The following is a 15,216-nucleotide window of genomic DNA, read 5'->3' as shown; positions in this document are numbered from 1 at the left end:
GGGGCCCGCCGCCCTTTGTGGGCGCGGGGCGGTGGGGGGCGCGGGGCCGCCCGGGGCCGGGGCCGGGGGGGGGCCGTTTCCGCACCCCCTGGCGGGGGGGGGGGGGGCCCACCCCCCCGCCCCGCCCGCCCCTTCCCACCAGAACAGGAGGGACGCACCGTCATGTCCGTACCCGGAACCCCTTCACCGGTCACCGCGCTCGCCACCGGCTCCTGGGGCGACGCGGCGGTCAAGTTCGGCAACAGCCTCGGCGCCGTCGCGGGCTTCCTCGGCATCCTGCTGCTGGTCTTCTTCGCCGCGGGCCGGGCCCGGGGCCGGCTCTCCCGCCCGCTGTCGGTGGTGGTGTTCCTCGGCCCGGCCGCGGTGCTGCTGCTGGTGGGCCTGGTCGTGCCGCTGATCCGCACGGTCTATCTGAGCCTGCAGAACGCCGACGGCAGCGGCTTCGTCGGCGGCGAGAACTTCGGCTGGGCGTTCACCACCGACTCGGTGCAGAAGGTGCTGGTCAACACGCTGCTCTGGCTGGTGGTCGCGCCGTTGGCGGCGACCGGCCTGGGCCTGGTGCTGGCGCTGCTGGTGGACCGGATGCGCGGCCAGGCGGTGTACAAGTCGCTGATCTTCATGCCGATGGCGATCTCGCTGGTCGGCGCCTCGATCATCTTCAAGTTCGTCTACGAGTCGCGTGGACCGGGCCAGTCGCAGATCGGCCTGCTGAGCCAACTCGCCATCGCGGTGGGCTGGGACGATCCGCCGAACTGGATGCTCTCGCAGCCGTTGAACACCTTCCTGCTGATGGCGGTGATGGTCTGGGTGCAGACGGGCTTCGCGCTGGTGGTGCTGTCGGCGGCGATCAAGGCGATCCCCGACGAGGTCACCGAGGCGGCCCGGCTGGACGGTGCGCAGGGGGTGCGGCTGTTCTGGTACGTCACGGTGCCGATGATCCGCACCACGGTGGTGGTGGTGCTGACCACCATCATGATCATCACGCTGAAGGCCTTCGACATCGTCCGCACCATGACCGGCGGCAACTTCGGCACCCAGGTGCTGGCCAACGAGATGTACTCGCAGTCCTTCGTGCAGTTCAACACCGGGCGGGGCAGCGCCCTCGCGGTGATCCTCTTCCTCGCGGTGCTGCCGTTGGTGGCCTACAACATCGTCCAGCTGCGGAAGGAGCGTGCGGTCCGATGAGCGCACCGCACGACAGGCCGGCCCGCGCGATGAGCGCGCCGCACGGCAGCCCGGTCCGGAAGGCCTTCAGCAGCCCGCTGGCCTCGGTCTTCGTGATCGCGGTGACCGTCCTGTGGACGATCCCGACGGTGGGCCTGCTGGTGACCTCGCTGCGCCCCAAGCAGGACGTGACGGCGAACGGCTGGTGGAACGCCTTCCTCCACCCGGACCTGGGCCTGGGCAACTACCACACGGTGCTGTTCGAGGGCGGCTCCGGCGTCTCCACCGGGCTGATGCCGTTCCTGGTGAACTCGCTGGCGATCAGCATCCCGGCCACCCTGTTCCCGCTGGTGCTGGCGGCGATGGCGGCGTACGGGCTGGCCTGGGTGCGGTTCCGGGGGAGCGACACGGTGTTCTTCGCGGTGTTCGCGCTCCAGGTGGTGCCGATCCAGATGGCGCTGATCCCGCTGCTGCGCCTCTTCTCCGGCGGCGCGCACCTGGGCTCGCTGACGCTGATCCCGGCGGTGGACCTGAAGGGCAGCTACGCACCGGTGTGGCTGGCGCACACCATGTTCGCGCTGCCGCTGGCGGTGTTCCTGCTGCACAACTTCATCGCCCAGCTGCCGCGGGACCTGATGGAGGCGGCGGTGGTGGACGGGGCCTCGCACTTCAAGATCTTCCGTTCGATCGTGCTGCCGCTGTGCACCCCGGCGCTGGCCTCGTTCGCGATCTTCCAGTTCCTGTGGGTCTGGAACGACCTGCTGGTCGCGTTGACCTTCGCGGGCGGCACGCCGGAGGTGGCGCCGATGACGGTCCGGCTGGCGCAGCTGTCCGGGTCCTTCGGCGGGCGGTGGGAGCTGCTGACGGCCGGGGCGTTCCTGTCGATCGTCGTCCCGCTGATCGTCTTCTTCAGCTTGCAGCGGTACTTCGTCCGGGGCCTGCTGGCCGGGTCGGTGAAGGGGTAGCGGAGGGGTGGTGGAGGGGCCCCGGGAGAGGTGCGGGAGGGCCGCGGGAGCGGTGCGGGAGGGCTCTGGGAGCGGTGGCGGGAAGGCGGGCCGAGGTTTCTGAACTTGTTCAGAACTGAGTTTTGAACCTGTTCAGAATGGTCTACAGTCGGCTGCAGCCGCGGCGCCGAGCGCGCCCGACGGCGGACTGCCCCAAGGGCGGCTTCCGCATGCCCGCCGACCACCGAGGGGGACTCATGTCCGGCCCGTCCACGCCTGCCCTGGCCGACCTGCCACCCGAGCCCGGAGCCGCGACACATGGGCCCGCGACGCTCGGACCCGGACCTGGCCCTCATTGGGGATCCGGCATGCCCGTGCCGCCGCACCGCGGGTGGCTACTCCCGAGCGACCCCGAGCGCAGGGCGGCCGCCACGCCCCGGGTTCTCCTCCTGGCACTGCTCACCGGCTTGCTGACAGCCTGGCTGCTGTTCGACGGCGTGGGCGTCAACCTGCTGATCTGCGCCGGCGCCACCGCTGCCGCGTCCGGTCTCGCCGCCCGGTCGGCGGGCCGCCGGATCCGGCCCTGGACGGTGGTGTGGAGCCTGCTCGCCGTCGCCCTGCTCGCCGTTCCAGCGCTCTGGGAGGCGGGCTGGCCGGTGTCGCTGTCCATCGGGTGCGCGCTCGGCCTGGCCTCGCTCGCGCTGCACGGCGGCCGCCGTTGGGCGGGCGTCCTGCTCCCCCTGCCCGCCGTCCTCTGGCAGCTGCCGCCCGGCGTGCTCTGGCTGAGGGACGGGCTGCGCGGCCGGAGCCTGCCCTACCGGGGCCGCATCGTCCCGGTGCTCAAGGCACTCGCGGTCGCCGCCGTCCTGCTGACCGTCTTCGGTCTGCTGTTCGCCGGTGCGGACGCCGCCATGGCGGACCTGCTGGGCAGCCTCAGCCCCAGCCTCGACCTCCGCGGGCTCCCGCTGCGCGCGGTGCTGTTCGCACTGGGGGCGTTCACCGCCCTGGGCTTCGCCCACATCGCGGCCGGGCCCCGCCGCTGGGACCGTACGGTCGTCCGGCCGGGCCGGGCCCGCCGCCGGCTGGAGTGGGCGCTGCCGCTGGTCGCGCTCAACCTGATGTTCGGCGCCTTCGCGGTGATCCAGGCCCTGGTGGTGCTCGGCGGCGCCGACGCCGTCCTGCGCAACACCGGGATGAGCCGCTCCGAGTACGCCCGGCAGGGTTTCTGGCAGCTGAGCGTGATCACCGCGCTCACCCTGGTCGTGGTGGCGGTCGCCAAGCGATGGGCCCCGCGCAGCACGCCCGCCGACCGCCGGGTGGCGCGGATCCTGCTCGGGGCGCTCTGCGTGCTCGCCCTGGTCGTGGTCGCCTCGGCGCTCGGCCGGATGTGGTTCTACGTCGACGCCTCCGGCCTGACCAGGCTGCGGCTCTGGGTGCTGGTGGTCGAGGGCTGGCTCGGCGTCGTCCTGCTGCTGCTGATCACCGCCGGGCTGACCCGCTCGGCGGGCTGGCTGCCCCGCGTCGTCGTCCTCAGCGGCATGCTCACGGCGGCGGTGTACGGGCTGATGGGCCCGGACGCGATCATCGCCGAGCAGAACGTCGCCCGCTTCGAGCGGACCTCCCGGATCGACCTGCGCAACGTCCGCGACCTTTCGCCGGACGCCGCCCCCGCCCTGGATCGGCTCCCCGCCGTCCAGCGGACCTGCGCGCTGCAGCTGATCCGCGCCGGGCTGGAGAACCACCCCAGGCAGGCCTGGTACGCCACCAGTGCCTCCGCGGCCCGGGCCCGGGAGATCCTGGCGCAACGGCCGTTGGTGGACCAGTTGGAGGAGGGGCGCACCTCCTGCGAGCGGGCCGGGATGAGGTATCAGGACCTCTGGCCCTGACGCCGGTGCCTGACGCCGGTGCCTGCGTCGGGGGCGGAGCCGGGCGGGAGTCGGGGCCGGGAAACGCGGCCGGGCCGGCCAGGAGCGTGCTGCTCCCGGACGGCCCGGTGTGGTGCGGTGTGGTGCGGTGTGCCCTGGTCGGGCTCAGTGCATCGCGACGCCGGAGGCCCCGCTCGGCAGGTCGCTGGCCTTGGCCTTGATCACGAAGACCGAGACCACCAGCGCCAGCCCGGCGAGCACGGCACCCACGATGAAGCCGTGTGAAATCCCCTGGGTGAGGACCGAGTTGGCGGCGTCGGTGCCCTTCGGGAACTCGTGGTGCTGCTGGAGGTAGGCCAGCTGGTCCGGAGTGGCCGACTGGAGGAACTTCGGCTGCTGGAGCTTGCCCTCGGCGGTGGCGTAGTGCGCGAAGACCGTGGTCAGGATCGAGAGGCCGAGCGAACCGCCGATCTGCTGCATGGAGTTCAGCAGGCCGGATGCGGCGCCGGTCTCCTGGCCGGGGACGCCCGCGACCGCGAGCAGCATCACCGGGACGAAGATCAGGCCCATGCCGAAGCCGAAGATGACCGTGGGGCCGAGCACCCCGTCCAGGTAGCCGCTGTCCTTGCTCATCTGGGTCAGCCAGGTGAGGCCGACGGTGACCAGCAGGGCGCCGCCCGCCATGAACGGCTTCGGGCCGTACTTGGCCTGGAGGCTGGAGGCGAGCTGCGCGGCGATGATGATCGACACGCTGATCGGCAGGAAGGACACGCCGGCCTTCAGCGGGCTGTAGCCGAGCGGGCCCTGCACGAAGAGCGTGATGTAGAAGAAGATGCCGAACATGGCCGCGGCCAGGCAGAGCATCATCACCAGGCCGCCGGTGCGGTTGCGGTTGGCGAGCAGGTGCAGCGGGGTGATCGGCTGGTCGGTGCGGTTCTCGATCACGACGAACGCGGCGAGCAGCAGCACGCCGCCCGCGAAGGAGCCGAGCGTGATGCTGTCCGACCAACCGTCCGAGGCGGCGCGGATGAACCCGTAGACCAGGCCGACCAGGCCGAGTGTCGAGGTGAGTGCGCCCGGTAGGTCGAAGCGGCCCGCGTGGCGCTCGGACTCGGCGATGTAGCGCGGTGCGGCGAGCGCGATCAGCGCCGCGATCGGCACGTTGACGAAGAAGACCCAGCGCCAGTCCAGGTACTCGGTGAGCAGACCGCCGGCCAGCAGGCCGATCGCGGCACCGGACCCGGCCACCGCCGAGAAGACGCCGAACGCCTTGTTGCGTTCCGGCCCTTCCTTGAAGTTGGTGGCGATCAGGGCGAATGCCGTCGGTGAGCAGATCGCGCCGCCGATGCCCTGGAGCGCGCGGGCGGCCAGCAGCATCCCGCCGTCCTGGGCGAAGCCGCCCAGCAGGGAGGCGAAGCCGAACAGCAAGGTCCCGAAGATGAACACCCGGCGGCGGCCGAGGATGTCGCCCGCGCGCCCGCCGAGCAGCAGCAGCCCGCCGAAGGTCAGCGTGTAGGCGTTGATGACCCACGACAGGTTGGTGGTCGAGAAGTTCAGCGCGTCCCTGATCTGCGGCAACGCGATGTTCACGATGGTGGCGTCGAGCACCACCATCAACTGCGTGGCCGCGATGACGGTCAGGGTGATGCCCTTGCCCCGGCCCTGGCTGCTCTGTGGTGGTGAGTTCTTGCTGATCGTGTCGGAGATAGCCACGATTGTGCCCCCTGCTGGCTATGTGCCTGGCTGCGTGCTTCGTACGCTGCGGACCGACTGGTCCGGCGTGAGCCCACGGTCTGGCGCGGGCTAGGAAGGAACGGGATCGTTCACTAATGTGGACGATATCCTGGGCCTGATTGTGAACGCAAGCGTTCCCTAAGGATGGTGGCGATGGATCGGTTGGTGCGGCGCCTGACGGCGGACCGGGCGACCGGTCGGGCGGGCGCCCGACCGTTTGAGGCGGCGGACGCGCCCCCGTCGTCCGCGGCGCCACCGGGAGCGGCGCCCGAGCCGGCGGCTCACTGCCCGATGCGGGTCGCCCGCGAGGCCCTCACGCGGCCGGTGCGGCGCCGGGGGAAGGAGTTGGAGAACGCGATCTTCGAGGCCACGATCGACCAGCTCACCTCCGGCGGATACGCGCGGCTGACGATGGAAGGCGTCGCCGGCGCGGCGCGGACCGGGAAGGCCGCGCTCTACCGGCGCTGGGCGTCCAAGGACGAACTGGTCATCGACGCGCTGGACGCCACTCTCCCACGCCCCTACGACACCCCCGACCTCGGGTCCGCCGATCTCGAATTGCGGCAGCTCATCGAGGTGTTCATGGGCGCGATGAACTCCCCGACGGGCGCCGCGATCCAGACGCTGATGGGCGAGATCGACCATGAACGGGCCGAGGTGTTCAAGGACTTCATCGGCCAGCGGGTGATCGAGCCGACCAAGGAGACCATCCTGGCGATCCTGCGCCGCGGCGCCGACCGCGGCGACGTCCGGCCCGGCGCGGCCACCGCACTGGTCGCGGACGTCGTCCCGGCGATGCTGCTCTACCAGGTGAAGATCTGCGGCCGGGAGAACATGGGGCCGGACTTCGGGGCCCGGCTGATGGACGAGGTGCTGTACCCGCTGATCCGCGCCTGAGGACGGCTGCGGCCGCGGCTCCGCGGGCGGGGCTGCCGGCCGGTTGGCGCCGAGCGGTTCGGGCGGGCTGCCGGGGTGAGCGGTTCGGGCGGGCGGCCTGGTGGGCGGGCCGGTGGGCGGGCCGCCGGCGGTCGGCCCGGGCGGCTGAGCGGAGGGGCTTAGGCTGGATGCTGCCCAGCTGAACGGGCTGCTCCTTCGCCGAACGGAACTCGCGATGCCCATCGTCCCGCCGACGCACTCCGTCGAGCGCTCGCTCCGCCGGGCCGGCGCCAAGATCGTCGTCGGCCTGGACGAGGTCGGGCGCGGCGCCTGGGCCGGCCCGGTCACCGTGGGCGCGGCCGTCACCGGTCTGCGCAAGGCCCCGGAGGGGCTGACCGACTCCAAGCTGCTCACCGAACTGCGCCGCCGCGCGCTCGCACCGGTCCTCGCCGACTGGGTCACCGCCTACGCGCTCGGCCATGCCTCGCCGCAGGAGTGCGACGAACTCGGCATGACGGCGGCGCTGCGGCTGGCCGCCGTCCGCGCGCTGGAGGCGCTGCCGGTCGAGCCCGACGCGGTGATCCTGGACGGCAAGCACGACTACCTGGGCGGCCCCTGGCAGGTGCGCACGGTGATCAAGGGTGACCAGTCCTGCATCTGCGTCTCCGCCGCCTCGGTGCTCGCCAAGGTCCACCGCGACGGGCTGATGGCCGAACTCGGCGAGGAATGCCCGGAATACGGCTTCGCGGACAACGCCGGCTACCCGTCCCCGGTGCACCGTGCCGCGCTGGAGGAGTTCGGCCCCACCGGGCATCACCGGCTCTCCTGGGCATACCTGGACGGGCTGCCGAAGTGGCGGCACCTGAAGCGCGTCCGTGACGTCGCGGGTGCGGTCGAAGGCTCCGCCGACGAACAGTTGACGCTCGGTTTCTGATGGTCCGTCTGGAATTGCCTGGGTGGGGCGGTGGGTGTGCGGTGCCCAATGGGTGGGGTGCGCGTGCGTGTTCGAGCGGCATTTGATAGATATCCGGGTATGCCTGTCTTCCCCGAGGAGTCGGAGATTCACGAGAGCCTCCCGGGCCCCGGCGTTCCCTTCCCCCGCGAGTCGGACGCACAAGCCCTCCGCGCGCCTGCCAACGGCGGCGCTTCTTCCACCGCACCCACCACCGTCGCCGCCGTTCCGGTGCCCGGCCCCCGTCCGGCACCGCCGCGCCCGACACCCCCGCGCGCCGACCGCTCCGGTCCGCCGCGACTGATCCCCAAGCCCCCGCCGGCGCAGCGCCGTTCGGGCGGCGCCGAACCGCAGGTCGAGATCCAGCGCGTCGCCGCCACCCCGGCGCAGGCGCTGGAACACGCGGACGACGCGGTCGACCGACTGCTGGACGCCGGCCGCAACCCGGGCGACATCCTGGTGCTGACGGTCGGCGAGGCGCACCCCTGGCAACAGCACGAACTCTCCTTCGGCGAGGAGCGCTACTGGGCACAGCTCGCCGAGGGCGGGGACGTGTTCTACGCGGACGTCGCGCTGACCCGCCCGGTGCGCCGGGAGGTGGTCGTCCTGGTGGTCAACGGCGGGACGGCCGCCCGGGCCGCCGAGGCCCACGCCAAGGCGCTCGGCCACACGACCGCGCTGCTCGTGGTCTGCGGTGACGCCGGCCCGGTCGCCACCGGGGCGGCCGGAACCGCGCCCGGCCGTTCGATCAGCGCCTGACCACGACCGAGCCACCCCGGGCCCGGCGCCGCACGGTGCCGGGCCCGGGGTCCGTCGTACCCCGGTGCGGCGAGGGCGTACGGTCCGGGGCGCGGGCTGATCCGTGGCCGGGCCCGGGCCCGCCCGTGCCTGGTCTTGGTGTCGGCTGTCGGGCCTTCGGGTCGGCCCCGGCTGCGGCGTCGTCCGCGACCGTGACGTCGTCTGTGGTCGCGACCCGTCGGTGTCGGCGGGGTCAGCGGGTGCCGGTGCGCCGGGCGGGCTGGACGGCGGCGCCCCGAGCCGGGGGCCACGGGTGCTCGGACTGCCGGGCGTGCTGGGCCCGTTCGGCCGCCTGGTGCCGGGCGCGCTGGCCGCGCGGGGCGTCCAGCGCCGAGCGCGGCGGCAGTTCCGTGACGGTGTGCACCACCCCGTCCGCCCACGAGCCCGCGTGCGGATCGCGTCCGCTCCGGCCGTCCCCGAGGACGTGCCAGCCCGCCGGGGTGAGCCCGATGTACGAGCCGCAGCGCAGCCCGTGCAGGACGGCCGCGTCCCGCAGTGCCCACATCCAGGCGCCGTCCTGCTCGGTCCAGCCGGGCGCGCCCTCGCGGCAGCGCAACAGCACGGCCGTGCGGGTCGGTTCGGCCAGCCGCAGGTCGTGCGGGGTGACCTGGCGCAGGTGCGTGAGCAGGGCGTTGCGGTGCTGCCAGCCGTCGGTGTCGTGTGGCCAGGGCGTGAACGAGGCCGAGGCGGACACGTGGTGCAGCGCGTTGAGGACGGCGATCACGACCGTGCCCGGCTGGGGCAGGTGGCGCTGGTGCAGTTCCACGACGAACTCGCGCGGGTCGCGCAGCAACGGGATCCCCGAGGCGGTCCAGGTTTCCAGGTCCAGCAGCCGTCTGGGCGCCGAACTCCGGGCGAGGGGATGCTGACCTCGGCCGATACCGTTGATCACGATCCTCCTTCCTGACCCACTGGCACGCGGGTACGTGGGTACGCCGAAGGCCGGGTCCAGCGGACAGGGTTTCGGGTACGCGCCAATTCTCGCGGTATCCGGGGTGGAGCGGCAACGATGAAACGATGAACGCCACCCGAAAGCCCACGTTCCGCCGGATATGTTCCACCGCGCTCCGAGCGTCGTTCGGGCGGCGTTGGACCTTGATCCAGACCGTGTGCGGGGTCCGGTGAACCGCCATCGGCACGGTGACCACTCCTTTCCCCGCTCCGGCGTCCCGCGTGTTCGCGAGGGGGCTGCTTTCTCCCTTCGTTAGGCCATTCGAGTGATGGGTGGAATGGCGGCCCACTGCCGCCCGGTCACCCCTGCACGGCCAGCACCAGGGGCAACACCGCGCTCGCCCCGGCACGGCGCAGCAGCCTGGCGGCCACGGTGACCGTCCAGCCCGAGTCGACGAGGTCGTCCACCAGCAGCACCGGCCCGCCAGCCTCGGCCACCGCCTGCGCCACCTCCGGCGGCAGCGTCAGCGCGCCGGCCAGCGAGTGCAGTCGCTGGGCGCTGTTGCTGCGCGCGCCGTGCGGGGGCCGGCCGTCGACGTACTCGATCCGGCCGAGCAGCGGCAGCCGGCCGATCTCGGCGATCCGCGCACCGAGGCTGCCCACCAGCTGGGGGTGGGTCGAGGAGGCCATGGCCACCACACCGACCGGCCGCTCCAGCCGGGTGCCGTCCGCCGTCGCGGGCCCGGCCCAGCCGCCGGGGCCGCGGGCCCAGTCGGCGAGCACCGCGACCAGGGCGTCCACGGCCTCGCCGGGGACCGGTACGTCCGGGGCCTGGTCGGCCAGCAGGGCGCGCAGCCGGTTGCCCCAGCCGATGTCGGACAGCCGGCCGAGCGCCCGCCCGTTCTCGGCCTGCTCGCCCGCCGGGATCCGGCCCTTGAGGGGCACGCCGAGGGAGTCCATCCCGGTGGGCCAGAGCCGGCGCGGCTCGAAGCTGATGCCCGGGCGGCCGAGGGCGGCCCGGGCCGCGTCCAGCGCCTCGGCGGAGACCTTGGCGGTGTGCAGCGGCCCCGCGCAGTTGTCGCACCGGCCGCACGGACGGGCCTGCTCGTCGTCCAGCTGGCGCCGCAGGAACTCCATCCGGCAGCCGGTGGTCGCCGCGTACTCGCGCATCGCCCGCTGTTCGGCCTCGCGGGAGGCCGCGACCTTGGCGTACCGGGCGGTGTCGTACGCCCAGCTCTGCCCGGTGGCCGTCCAGCCGCCCTTGACCCGGCGGACGGCGCCGTCCACGTCGAGCACCTTGAGCATGGTCTCCAGCCGGGTGCGGCGCAGGTCCACCCGGGGCTCCAGCGCGGCGGTGGACAGCGGGCGGCCGGCCTCGGCCAGCGCGTCGATGGTGCGGCGCACCTGCTCCTCCGGCGGGAAGGCCAGCGAGGCGAAGTAGCGCCAGATCGCCTCGTCCTCGCGCCCGGGCAGCAGCAGCACCTCGGCCCGGTCGACGCCGCGCCCGGCCCGGCCGACCTGCTGGTAGTAGGCGATCGGCGAGCTGGGCGAGCCGAGGTGCACCACGAAGCCCAGGTCGGGCTTGTCGAAGCCCATGCCCAGCGCGGAGGTGGCGACCAGCGCCTTGACCCGGTTGGCCAGCAGGTCGGCCTCGGCGGTGCGGCGCTCGGCGTCCTCGGTGCGGCCGGAGTAGGAGGCGACCGGGAAGCCCCGCTCGCGCAGGAAGGCCGTCACCTCCTCGGTGGCGGCCACCGTCAGGGTGTAGACGATGCCCGAGCCCGGCAGCCGGTCGAGGTGGTCGGCGAGCCAGGCCAGCCGGTGCGCCGGGTCGGGCAGGGCCAGCACGCCCATGGTGAGGCTCTCCCGGTCGAGCGGCCCGCGCAGCACCAGGGCGTGCTCGTCGGTGCTGCCGGTGCCGAGCTGCTCGGCGACGTCCGCGGTGACCCGGGCGTTGGCGGTGGCGGTGGTGGCCAGCACCGGGACGCCGGGCGGGAGCTCGGCGAGCATCGTGCGCAGCCGGCGGTAGTCGGGGCGGAAGTCGTGGCCCCAGTCCGAGATGCAGTGGGCCTCGTCGACCACGAGCAGGCCGGTGGAGGCGGCGAGCTTGGGCAGCACCTGGTCGCGGAAGTCGGGGTTGTTCAGCCGCTCGGGGCTGACCAGCAGGACGTCGACCTTCCCGGCGGAGACCTCGGCCTGGATCTCGTCCCACTCGTCGGTGTTGGCCGAGTTGATGGTCCGGGCGTGGATGCCGGCCCGGGCCGCCGACTCGACCTGGTTGCGCATCAGGGCGAGCAGCGGGGAGACGATCACCGTCGGCCCGGCGCCCCGGGCCCGGAGCAGGGCGGTGGAGATGAAGTAGACCGCGGACTTCCCCCAGCCGGTGCGCTGCACGACCAGGGCGCGGCGGTGGTCGACCACGAGGGCCTCGATGGCCGTCCACTGGTCCTCGCGCAGGACGGCGCCGGGCCCGGCGAGCTCGCGCAGGACGGCCTCGGCCCGCGCCCGGACCTCGGCGCGGTCGGCGGTGGCGGTGGTGTGGTTCTCGGGCTGCTGCATGGCGTCCATGTAACCCCGAGCCGCTGACATGAGGCGAATGCCGTGGCTGCGGAGAGGTGGAGGCCGGATGTATTTCATCAGCTCCTCAGCTGAACGGCCGCCGACTAATCCCCCGGGGGAGTGGGCGCGGTGTGCTCCGAATGAGGGAAGCGGAAAACGAGGGCGGAGTTATCCACAGGAAAAGAGAAAAATCCGGTGCGTCTCTCGGATTGCGTCACGCTTCCGGTCATGAACGCCGCGGACAACCGGAGCGTCATGAACAACGGGAGCGTCATGAACAACGAGCGCGTCACCCTGTCCCTCGGACCGTCCTCCGGCCACCGGCCGGTCACCATGCGCGGTCCGGCCGACATGGCCGAGCTGCTGCCCTACCTCCTGGGGTTCTACCCCGACGACAGCATCGTCGCGGTCGGCCTCCAGGGCCCCGACCTGCACCAGGGCGGAGTGATTCGGGCGGACATCCCGGAGTCGCCCGAGCAGTGGCCGGCCGCGGCGGAGGAGACGGCCGCCCTGCTGGTCGCCCTCTCCGAGCGGCACGGCGAGCGGCCCGTCCAAGTGCTCCTCTACCTCTGCCAGGATCCGACCACGGCGCACGCCCCTCCGGCGGTGGACGGCCTGCGGCCGCTGGCGGACGACCTCCGGGCGGCCTTCGGGCGCAGGGGCGTGGCCGTCAAGGAGTCGCTCTGCGTCTCGGACGGCCGCTGGTGGTCCTTCCTCTGCCGCCGCGCCGGGTGCTGCGATCCGGCGGGCAACCCGATCCGCCGTGCCCCCGGCCCGGGCCCGGCGGCCGCCGCTGCGGCCTTCGCCGGCCTCGCGCCGCGCGGCAGCCGGAAGGCGATCATCGGCGGGCTGGCCCCGATCGGCCCGCCGGGGGCGGACGCCCAGCGTGCGGCGCTCGCCCGGGCCGAGGCGGCCGAGGCCAACGGTGCTGACGGCGCTGGGGGCTCCGGGGGCACGGCCGTCCAGGAGCAGGCTGCCGGCCTGCTCGACCAGGCCTTCGCCGAGTTCGCGGCCGGGGCCCGGGAGCTCGACGAGGAGCGGGCGGCCCGGCTGCTGGTCGCCCTGCGGGACCGCCTCACCCGGGATCGCGGCGTCGAGTACACCCGGCCCGCCGAGCTCGCGCCCGCCGAGCGGCTCTGGCGCTTCCTCGCCCGGCGCGCCGTGCCGCCCTACGAGGGCTGCGCGGTGGCCCCTCTCACCCTGCTGGCCTGGGCCTCCTGGGTGGCGGGGGACACCGCGACGGCCCGCGTCGTGCTGGGCCACGTCCTCCGGCTCGACCCGTCCTACCTGCTGGCCGAGCTGCTGTACGAGTCGTTGAACGACGGTATGACGCCCGACGCGCTGCTCGCGGCGGTCGAGGCGCAGCGCCGGCGGCGCGAGGCGGGTGGGCCTGTGCCGGCGCCCGCCGGCGAACCGGGGCCGGCGCCCACCGAGGGCCCGGGTGGTGACCAGGCGGGCCGCGGTGGGCCGTCGGGGCTGCCCGGGCCGGCGGGGGCCTCACGCCGCCGCCGGACGGCCCGCCGGAAGGCCGCGAAGGCGGCTCAGGCCACAACGGCGGCGGCCGAGCGCGGCCCGGGCGGCCCGGGCGGCCCGGGCGAGCCGACGCCGCGTCCGGACGGTCCGGGCCCGCTCGCCCTGCTGCCGGCGCCCGGGTGCGCTCCGGTGCCCCGGCAGCGGTCCGCCCGGGGGCTGCGGCTCGGTCGGGCAGCGGTGTCCAGGGCCGCCGCCGCACCGTCGGCCGCCGGGCGCCACCGGTGCCGTGGCGTCCGTCGGGCGGCGAGGGGAGCCCACCATGCGCGCTGACCTCGCCGGGCGTCCGCCAGGGGCCGCCCGGAGCCTCGCCGCCCGGCCCGGGCGGGCTTCGCTAGGCCTCGCCGTGCGCCAGCTTGATCAGGCGGTCGAGCACCTTGCCGCCGCTCGCCCGAAGGCCGTCGTGCTCCCACTCGTTGGTGATCCAGGTCCGCAGACCGCGCACCGCGCGGGCGGTCGCCAGCGAGTCGGCGGTGTCCACGTACATGTCGTCGTGGTAGACCGCCGCCACGACGGGGACGGTGTTGGCGGCCAGCCGCGCCGGGTCGTACAGGTCGGGCCAGTCGGTGCGGGCGGCCAGCAGGTCCGCGGTCTCCTTCAGCGGGCGCAGCGCCGGGTCGGTGTCGAACATCCAGGGGTAGATCATCTCCCCGGTGAACAGCACCGGTGCGCCGGAGTCCAGCGAGGCCCGGGCGTCGAACTGCGGGAACTCCTTGCGGACCCGCTCGGCCGACCAGGCGGTGCCGCCCTGGTCCACCGAGCGCTGGCCGTAGATCGACTCGTGCAGCACGGCGTACAGCGGTCCCTCCGCGAAGGAGAGCTTGGCCTGGGCACCGGCCAGGAAGGTGTCGGACAGCTCGGGGCCGGCCGCGCCGTCCACCCAGGCCTCCTCCAGCAGGTAGTGCAGGGTGCCGGAGCCGCTGCCGCCGCCGAGCATCAGCCCGAGGGCCTGGAACGCCTCGACGGTCAGCAGTCCGCCGTCGGGCAGCGTCGCGGGGGCGGCGGCGAGGTGCGCGGCGATCCGCCGTACCGCCTCGACGTCCTGCGGGAACCTGGCGTAGTGGTCCTCGTTCTTGTGGACCACCCGCGGGTAGGCGGCGCGGTAGACGTCGTCCGCCGAACTGCCGAGGCCGGACAGGCCGCCGGTGATGAAGGCCTCGGCCAGGCCCTCGGAGGCGAAGGAGAGGTAGGTGAGGGTGCAGAAGCCGCCGAAGCTCTGGCCGAGCACGCTCCAGCGCCGGTCCGCGCCGAGCAGCTGGTGGCGGATCAGCTCGGCGTCCCGCACGATCGAGTCCGCGCGGAAGTGCGCCAGGTAGTCCGCCTGCTCCTGGGCCCCGCCGCGCCGGGCGAGGGTCTGCCGGGTCGCGGGCGTGGAGCGACCGGTGCCGCGCTGGTCGAGCAGGAGCACCCGGTAGTCGTCGAGGGCGCGGTCCAGCCAGGCGTCGCGGCCGAGCGGGCGGGCGGCCTTGCCGCCGGGCCCGCCCTGGAGGAAGACCAGCCAGGGCAGGTCGGCCTGCTCGCGGCCGGCGGCCACCACCTCGCGGGCGTACACCTCGATCTGCTCGCCCTGCGGGTCGGTGTGGTCGAGGGGGGCCTGGAAGACGTGGTCGGTCGTAACAATCCCGGGCAGCCGGCTGACGGTGGACATGCAACTCCTCGGTCTCTGCTGGTCACAGCGGTCAGGTCGCGGCTCACGGGGTCACCGGGTGCGGGCGCCGCGACCCCCGCACCGTATCCTGACCGCGGTCGGGCACCGGTTCGACGGCCACCGCCCACTCGGCCAGGCATACGATGCCGGGCCGGGGCGGGTTGCACGGCAGGCCGCAGGCCCGGACACAGCCGCCGCCACCCGACGGCGAGACCGCGCCGCCCTGGTGGCAGCCCGGTGACGGCCCGACCGTGACGG

11 protein-coding genes are annotated in these 15,216 nt (G+C 73.7%); 7 read left to right on the top strand and 4 right to left on the bottom strand.

Annotated features, from left to right (window positions below):
* The first annotated feature begins 162 nt into the window (after nucleotides 1-162).
* From ACFWPI_RS14580 to ACFWPI_RS14570, 3 genes are all read left to right on the top strand, one after another.
* On the top strand, nucleotides 163-1,185 hold the full coding sequence (locus tag ACFWPI_RS14580; protein WP_063349345.1) for a carbohydrate ABC transporter permease: 1,023 nt from the start codon (nucleotides 163-165) through the stop codon (nucleotides 1,183-1,185).
* The gene (locus tag ACFWPI_RS14575) at nucleotides 1,182-2,129 is read left to right on the top strand and encodes a carbohydrate ABC transporter permease (RefSeq protein ID WP_380380367.1); all 948 of its coding nucleotides are present in this window, start codon (nucleotides 1,182-1,184) and stop codon (nucleotides 2,127-2,129) included. The genes ACFWPI_RS14580 and ACFWPI_RS14575 overlap by 4 nt, the downstream gene beginning before the upstream one ends.
* 347 nt (nucleotides 2,130-2,476) lie before the next feature.
* Entirely contained in the window at nucleotides 2,477-3,994 is a 1,518-nt protein-coding gene (locus ACFWPI_RS14570) for a DUF4153 domain-containing protein (protein WP_380380369.1), read from the top strand.
* 144 nt (nucleotides 3,995-4,138) lie between these two features.
* On the opposite strand, the gene ACFWPI_RS14565 is transcribed toward ACFWPI_RS14570, so the two are convergent.
* Nucleotides 4,139-5,686, bottom strand: coding sequence for an MFS transporter (locus ACFWPI_RS14565; protein WP_380380371.1), 1,548 nt, complete (start codon nucleotides 5,684-5,686; stop codon nucleotides 4,139-4,141).
* A gap of 366 nt (nucleotides 5,687-6,052) precedes the next feature.
* Here ACFWPI_RS14565 and ACFWPI_RS14560 point away from each other — a divergent pair, with 366 nt between their 5' ends.
* The 3 genes from ACFWPI_RS14560 (at nucleotide 6,053) to ACFWPI_RS14550 (ending at nucleotide 8,294) form a co-directional block, all read left to right on the top strand.
* The gene (locus tag ACFWPI_RS14560; RefSeq protein WP_380380373.1) at nucleotides 6,053-6,604 is read left to right on the top strand and encodes a TetR/AcrR family transcriptional regulator; all 552 of its coding nucleotides are present in this window, start codon (nucleotides 6,053-6,055) and stop codon (nucleotides 6,602-6,604) included.
* A gap of 214 nt (nucleotides 6,605-6,818) precedes the next feature.
* Nucleotides 6,819-7,517: a ribonuclease HII gene (locus ACFWPI_RS14555; protein WP_380380375.1), complete on the top strand. Its 699-nt coding sequence runs from the start codon at nucleotides 6,819-6,821 to the stop codon at nucleotides 7,515-7,517.
* Nucleotides 7,518-7,616: 99 nt separating this feature from the next.
* A complete protein-coding gene (locus tag ACFWPI_RS14550; protein WP_380380377.1) occupies nucleotides 7,617-8,294 on the top strand; it encodes a hypothetical protein in 678 nt (225 codons plus the stop codon).
* A 232-nt stretch (nucleotides 8,295-8,526) separates the two neighbouring features.
* On the opposite strand, the gene ACFWPI_RS14545 is transcribed toward ACFWPI_RS14550, so the two are convergent.
* Complete coding sequence (locus ACFWPI_RS14545) at nucleotides 8,527-9,165, bottom strand: hypothetical protein (protein ID WP_380380383.1); 639 nt, start codon at nucleotides 9,163-9,165, stop codon at nucleotides 8,527-8,529.
* A 419-nt stretch (nucleotides 9,166-9,584) separates the two neighbouring features.
* A complete protein-coding gene (locus ACFWPI_RS14540) occupies nucleotides 9,585-11,780 on the bottom strand; it encodes a RecQ family ATP-dependent DNA helicase (protein WP_380380379.1) in 2,196 nt (731 codons plus the stop codon).
* A gap of 228 nt (nucleotides 11,781-12,008) precedes the next feature.
* On the opposite strand from ACFWPI_RS14540, the gene ACFWPI_RS14535 reads away from it, so the two are divergent.
* Nucleotides 12,009-13,583 (top strand): DUF4192 domain-containing protein, encoded by a 1,575-nt coding sequence (locus ACFWPI_RS14535; protein ID WP_380424808.1) that lies wholly within the window; start codon nucleotides 12,009-12,011, stop codon nucleotides 13,581-13,583.
* A gap of 61 nt (nucleotides 13,584-13,644) precedes the next feature.
* Here ACFWPI_RS14535 and ACFWPI_RS14530 read toward each other — a convergent pair whose 3' ends face one another.
* On the bottom strand, nucleotides 13,645-14,958 hold the full coding sequence (locus ACFWPI_RS14530) for an alpha/beta fold hydrolase (RefSeq protein WP_380375615.1): 1,314 nt from the start codon (nucleotides 14,956-14,958) through the stop codon (nucleotides 13,645-13,647).
* Nucleotides 14,959-15,216 lie beyond the last annotated feature (258 nt).

This window comes from Kitasatospora sp. NPDC058492 (assembly GCF_042720685.1).
Classification (GTDB): domain Bacteria; phylum Actinomycetota; class Actinomycetes; order Streptomycetales; family Streptomycetaceae; genus Kitasatospora.
This window is presented reverse-complemented; position numbering and strand designations above follow the sequence as displayed.

Coding starts and splice junctions, on each gene's coding strand:
- ACFWPI_RS14555 (WP_380380375.1), top strand. CDS start 6,819: ATGCCCATCGTCCCGCCGACGCACTCCGTCGAGCGCTCGCTCCGCCGG.
- ACFWPI_RS14580 (WP_063349345.1), top strand. CDS start 163: ATGTCCGTACCCGGAACCCCTTCACCGGTCACCGCGCTCGCCACCGGC.
- ACFWPI_RS14530 (WP_380375615.1), bottom strand. CDS start 14,958: ATGTCCACCGTCAGCCGGCTGCCCGGGATTGTTACGACCGACCACGTC.
- ACFWPI_RS14540 (WP_380380379.1), bottom strand. CDS start 11,780: ATGCAGCAGCCCGAGAACCACACCACCGCCACCGCCGACCGCGCCGAG.
- ACFWPI_RS14570 (WP_380380369.1), top strand. CDS start 2,477: ATGCCCGTGCCGCCGCACCGCGGGTGGCTACTCCCGAGCGACCCCGAG.
- ACFWPI_RS14550 (WP_380380377.1), top strand. CDS start 7,617: ATGCCTGTCTTCCCCGAGGAGTCGGAGATTCACGAGAGCCTCCCGGGC.
- ACFWPI_RS14535 (WP_380424808.1), top strand. CDS start 12,009: ATGAACGCCGCGGACAACCGGAGCGTCATGAACAACGGGAGCGTCATG.
- ACFWPI_RS14575 (WP_380380367.1), top strand. CDS start 1,182: ATGAGCGCACCGCACGACAGGCCGGCCCGCGCGATGAGCGCGCCGCAC.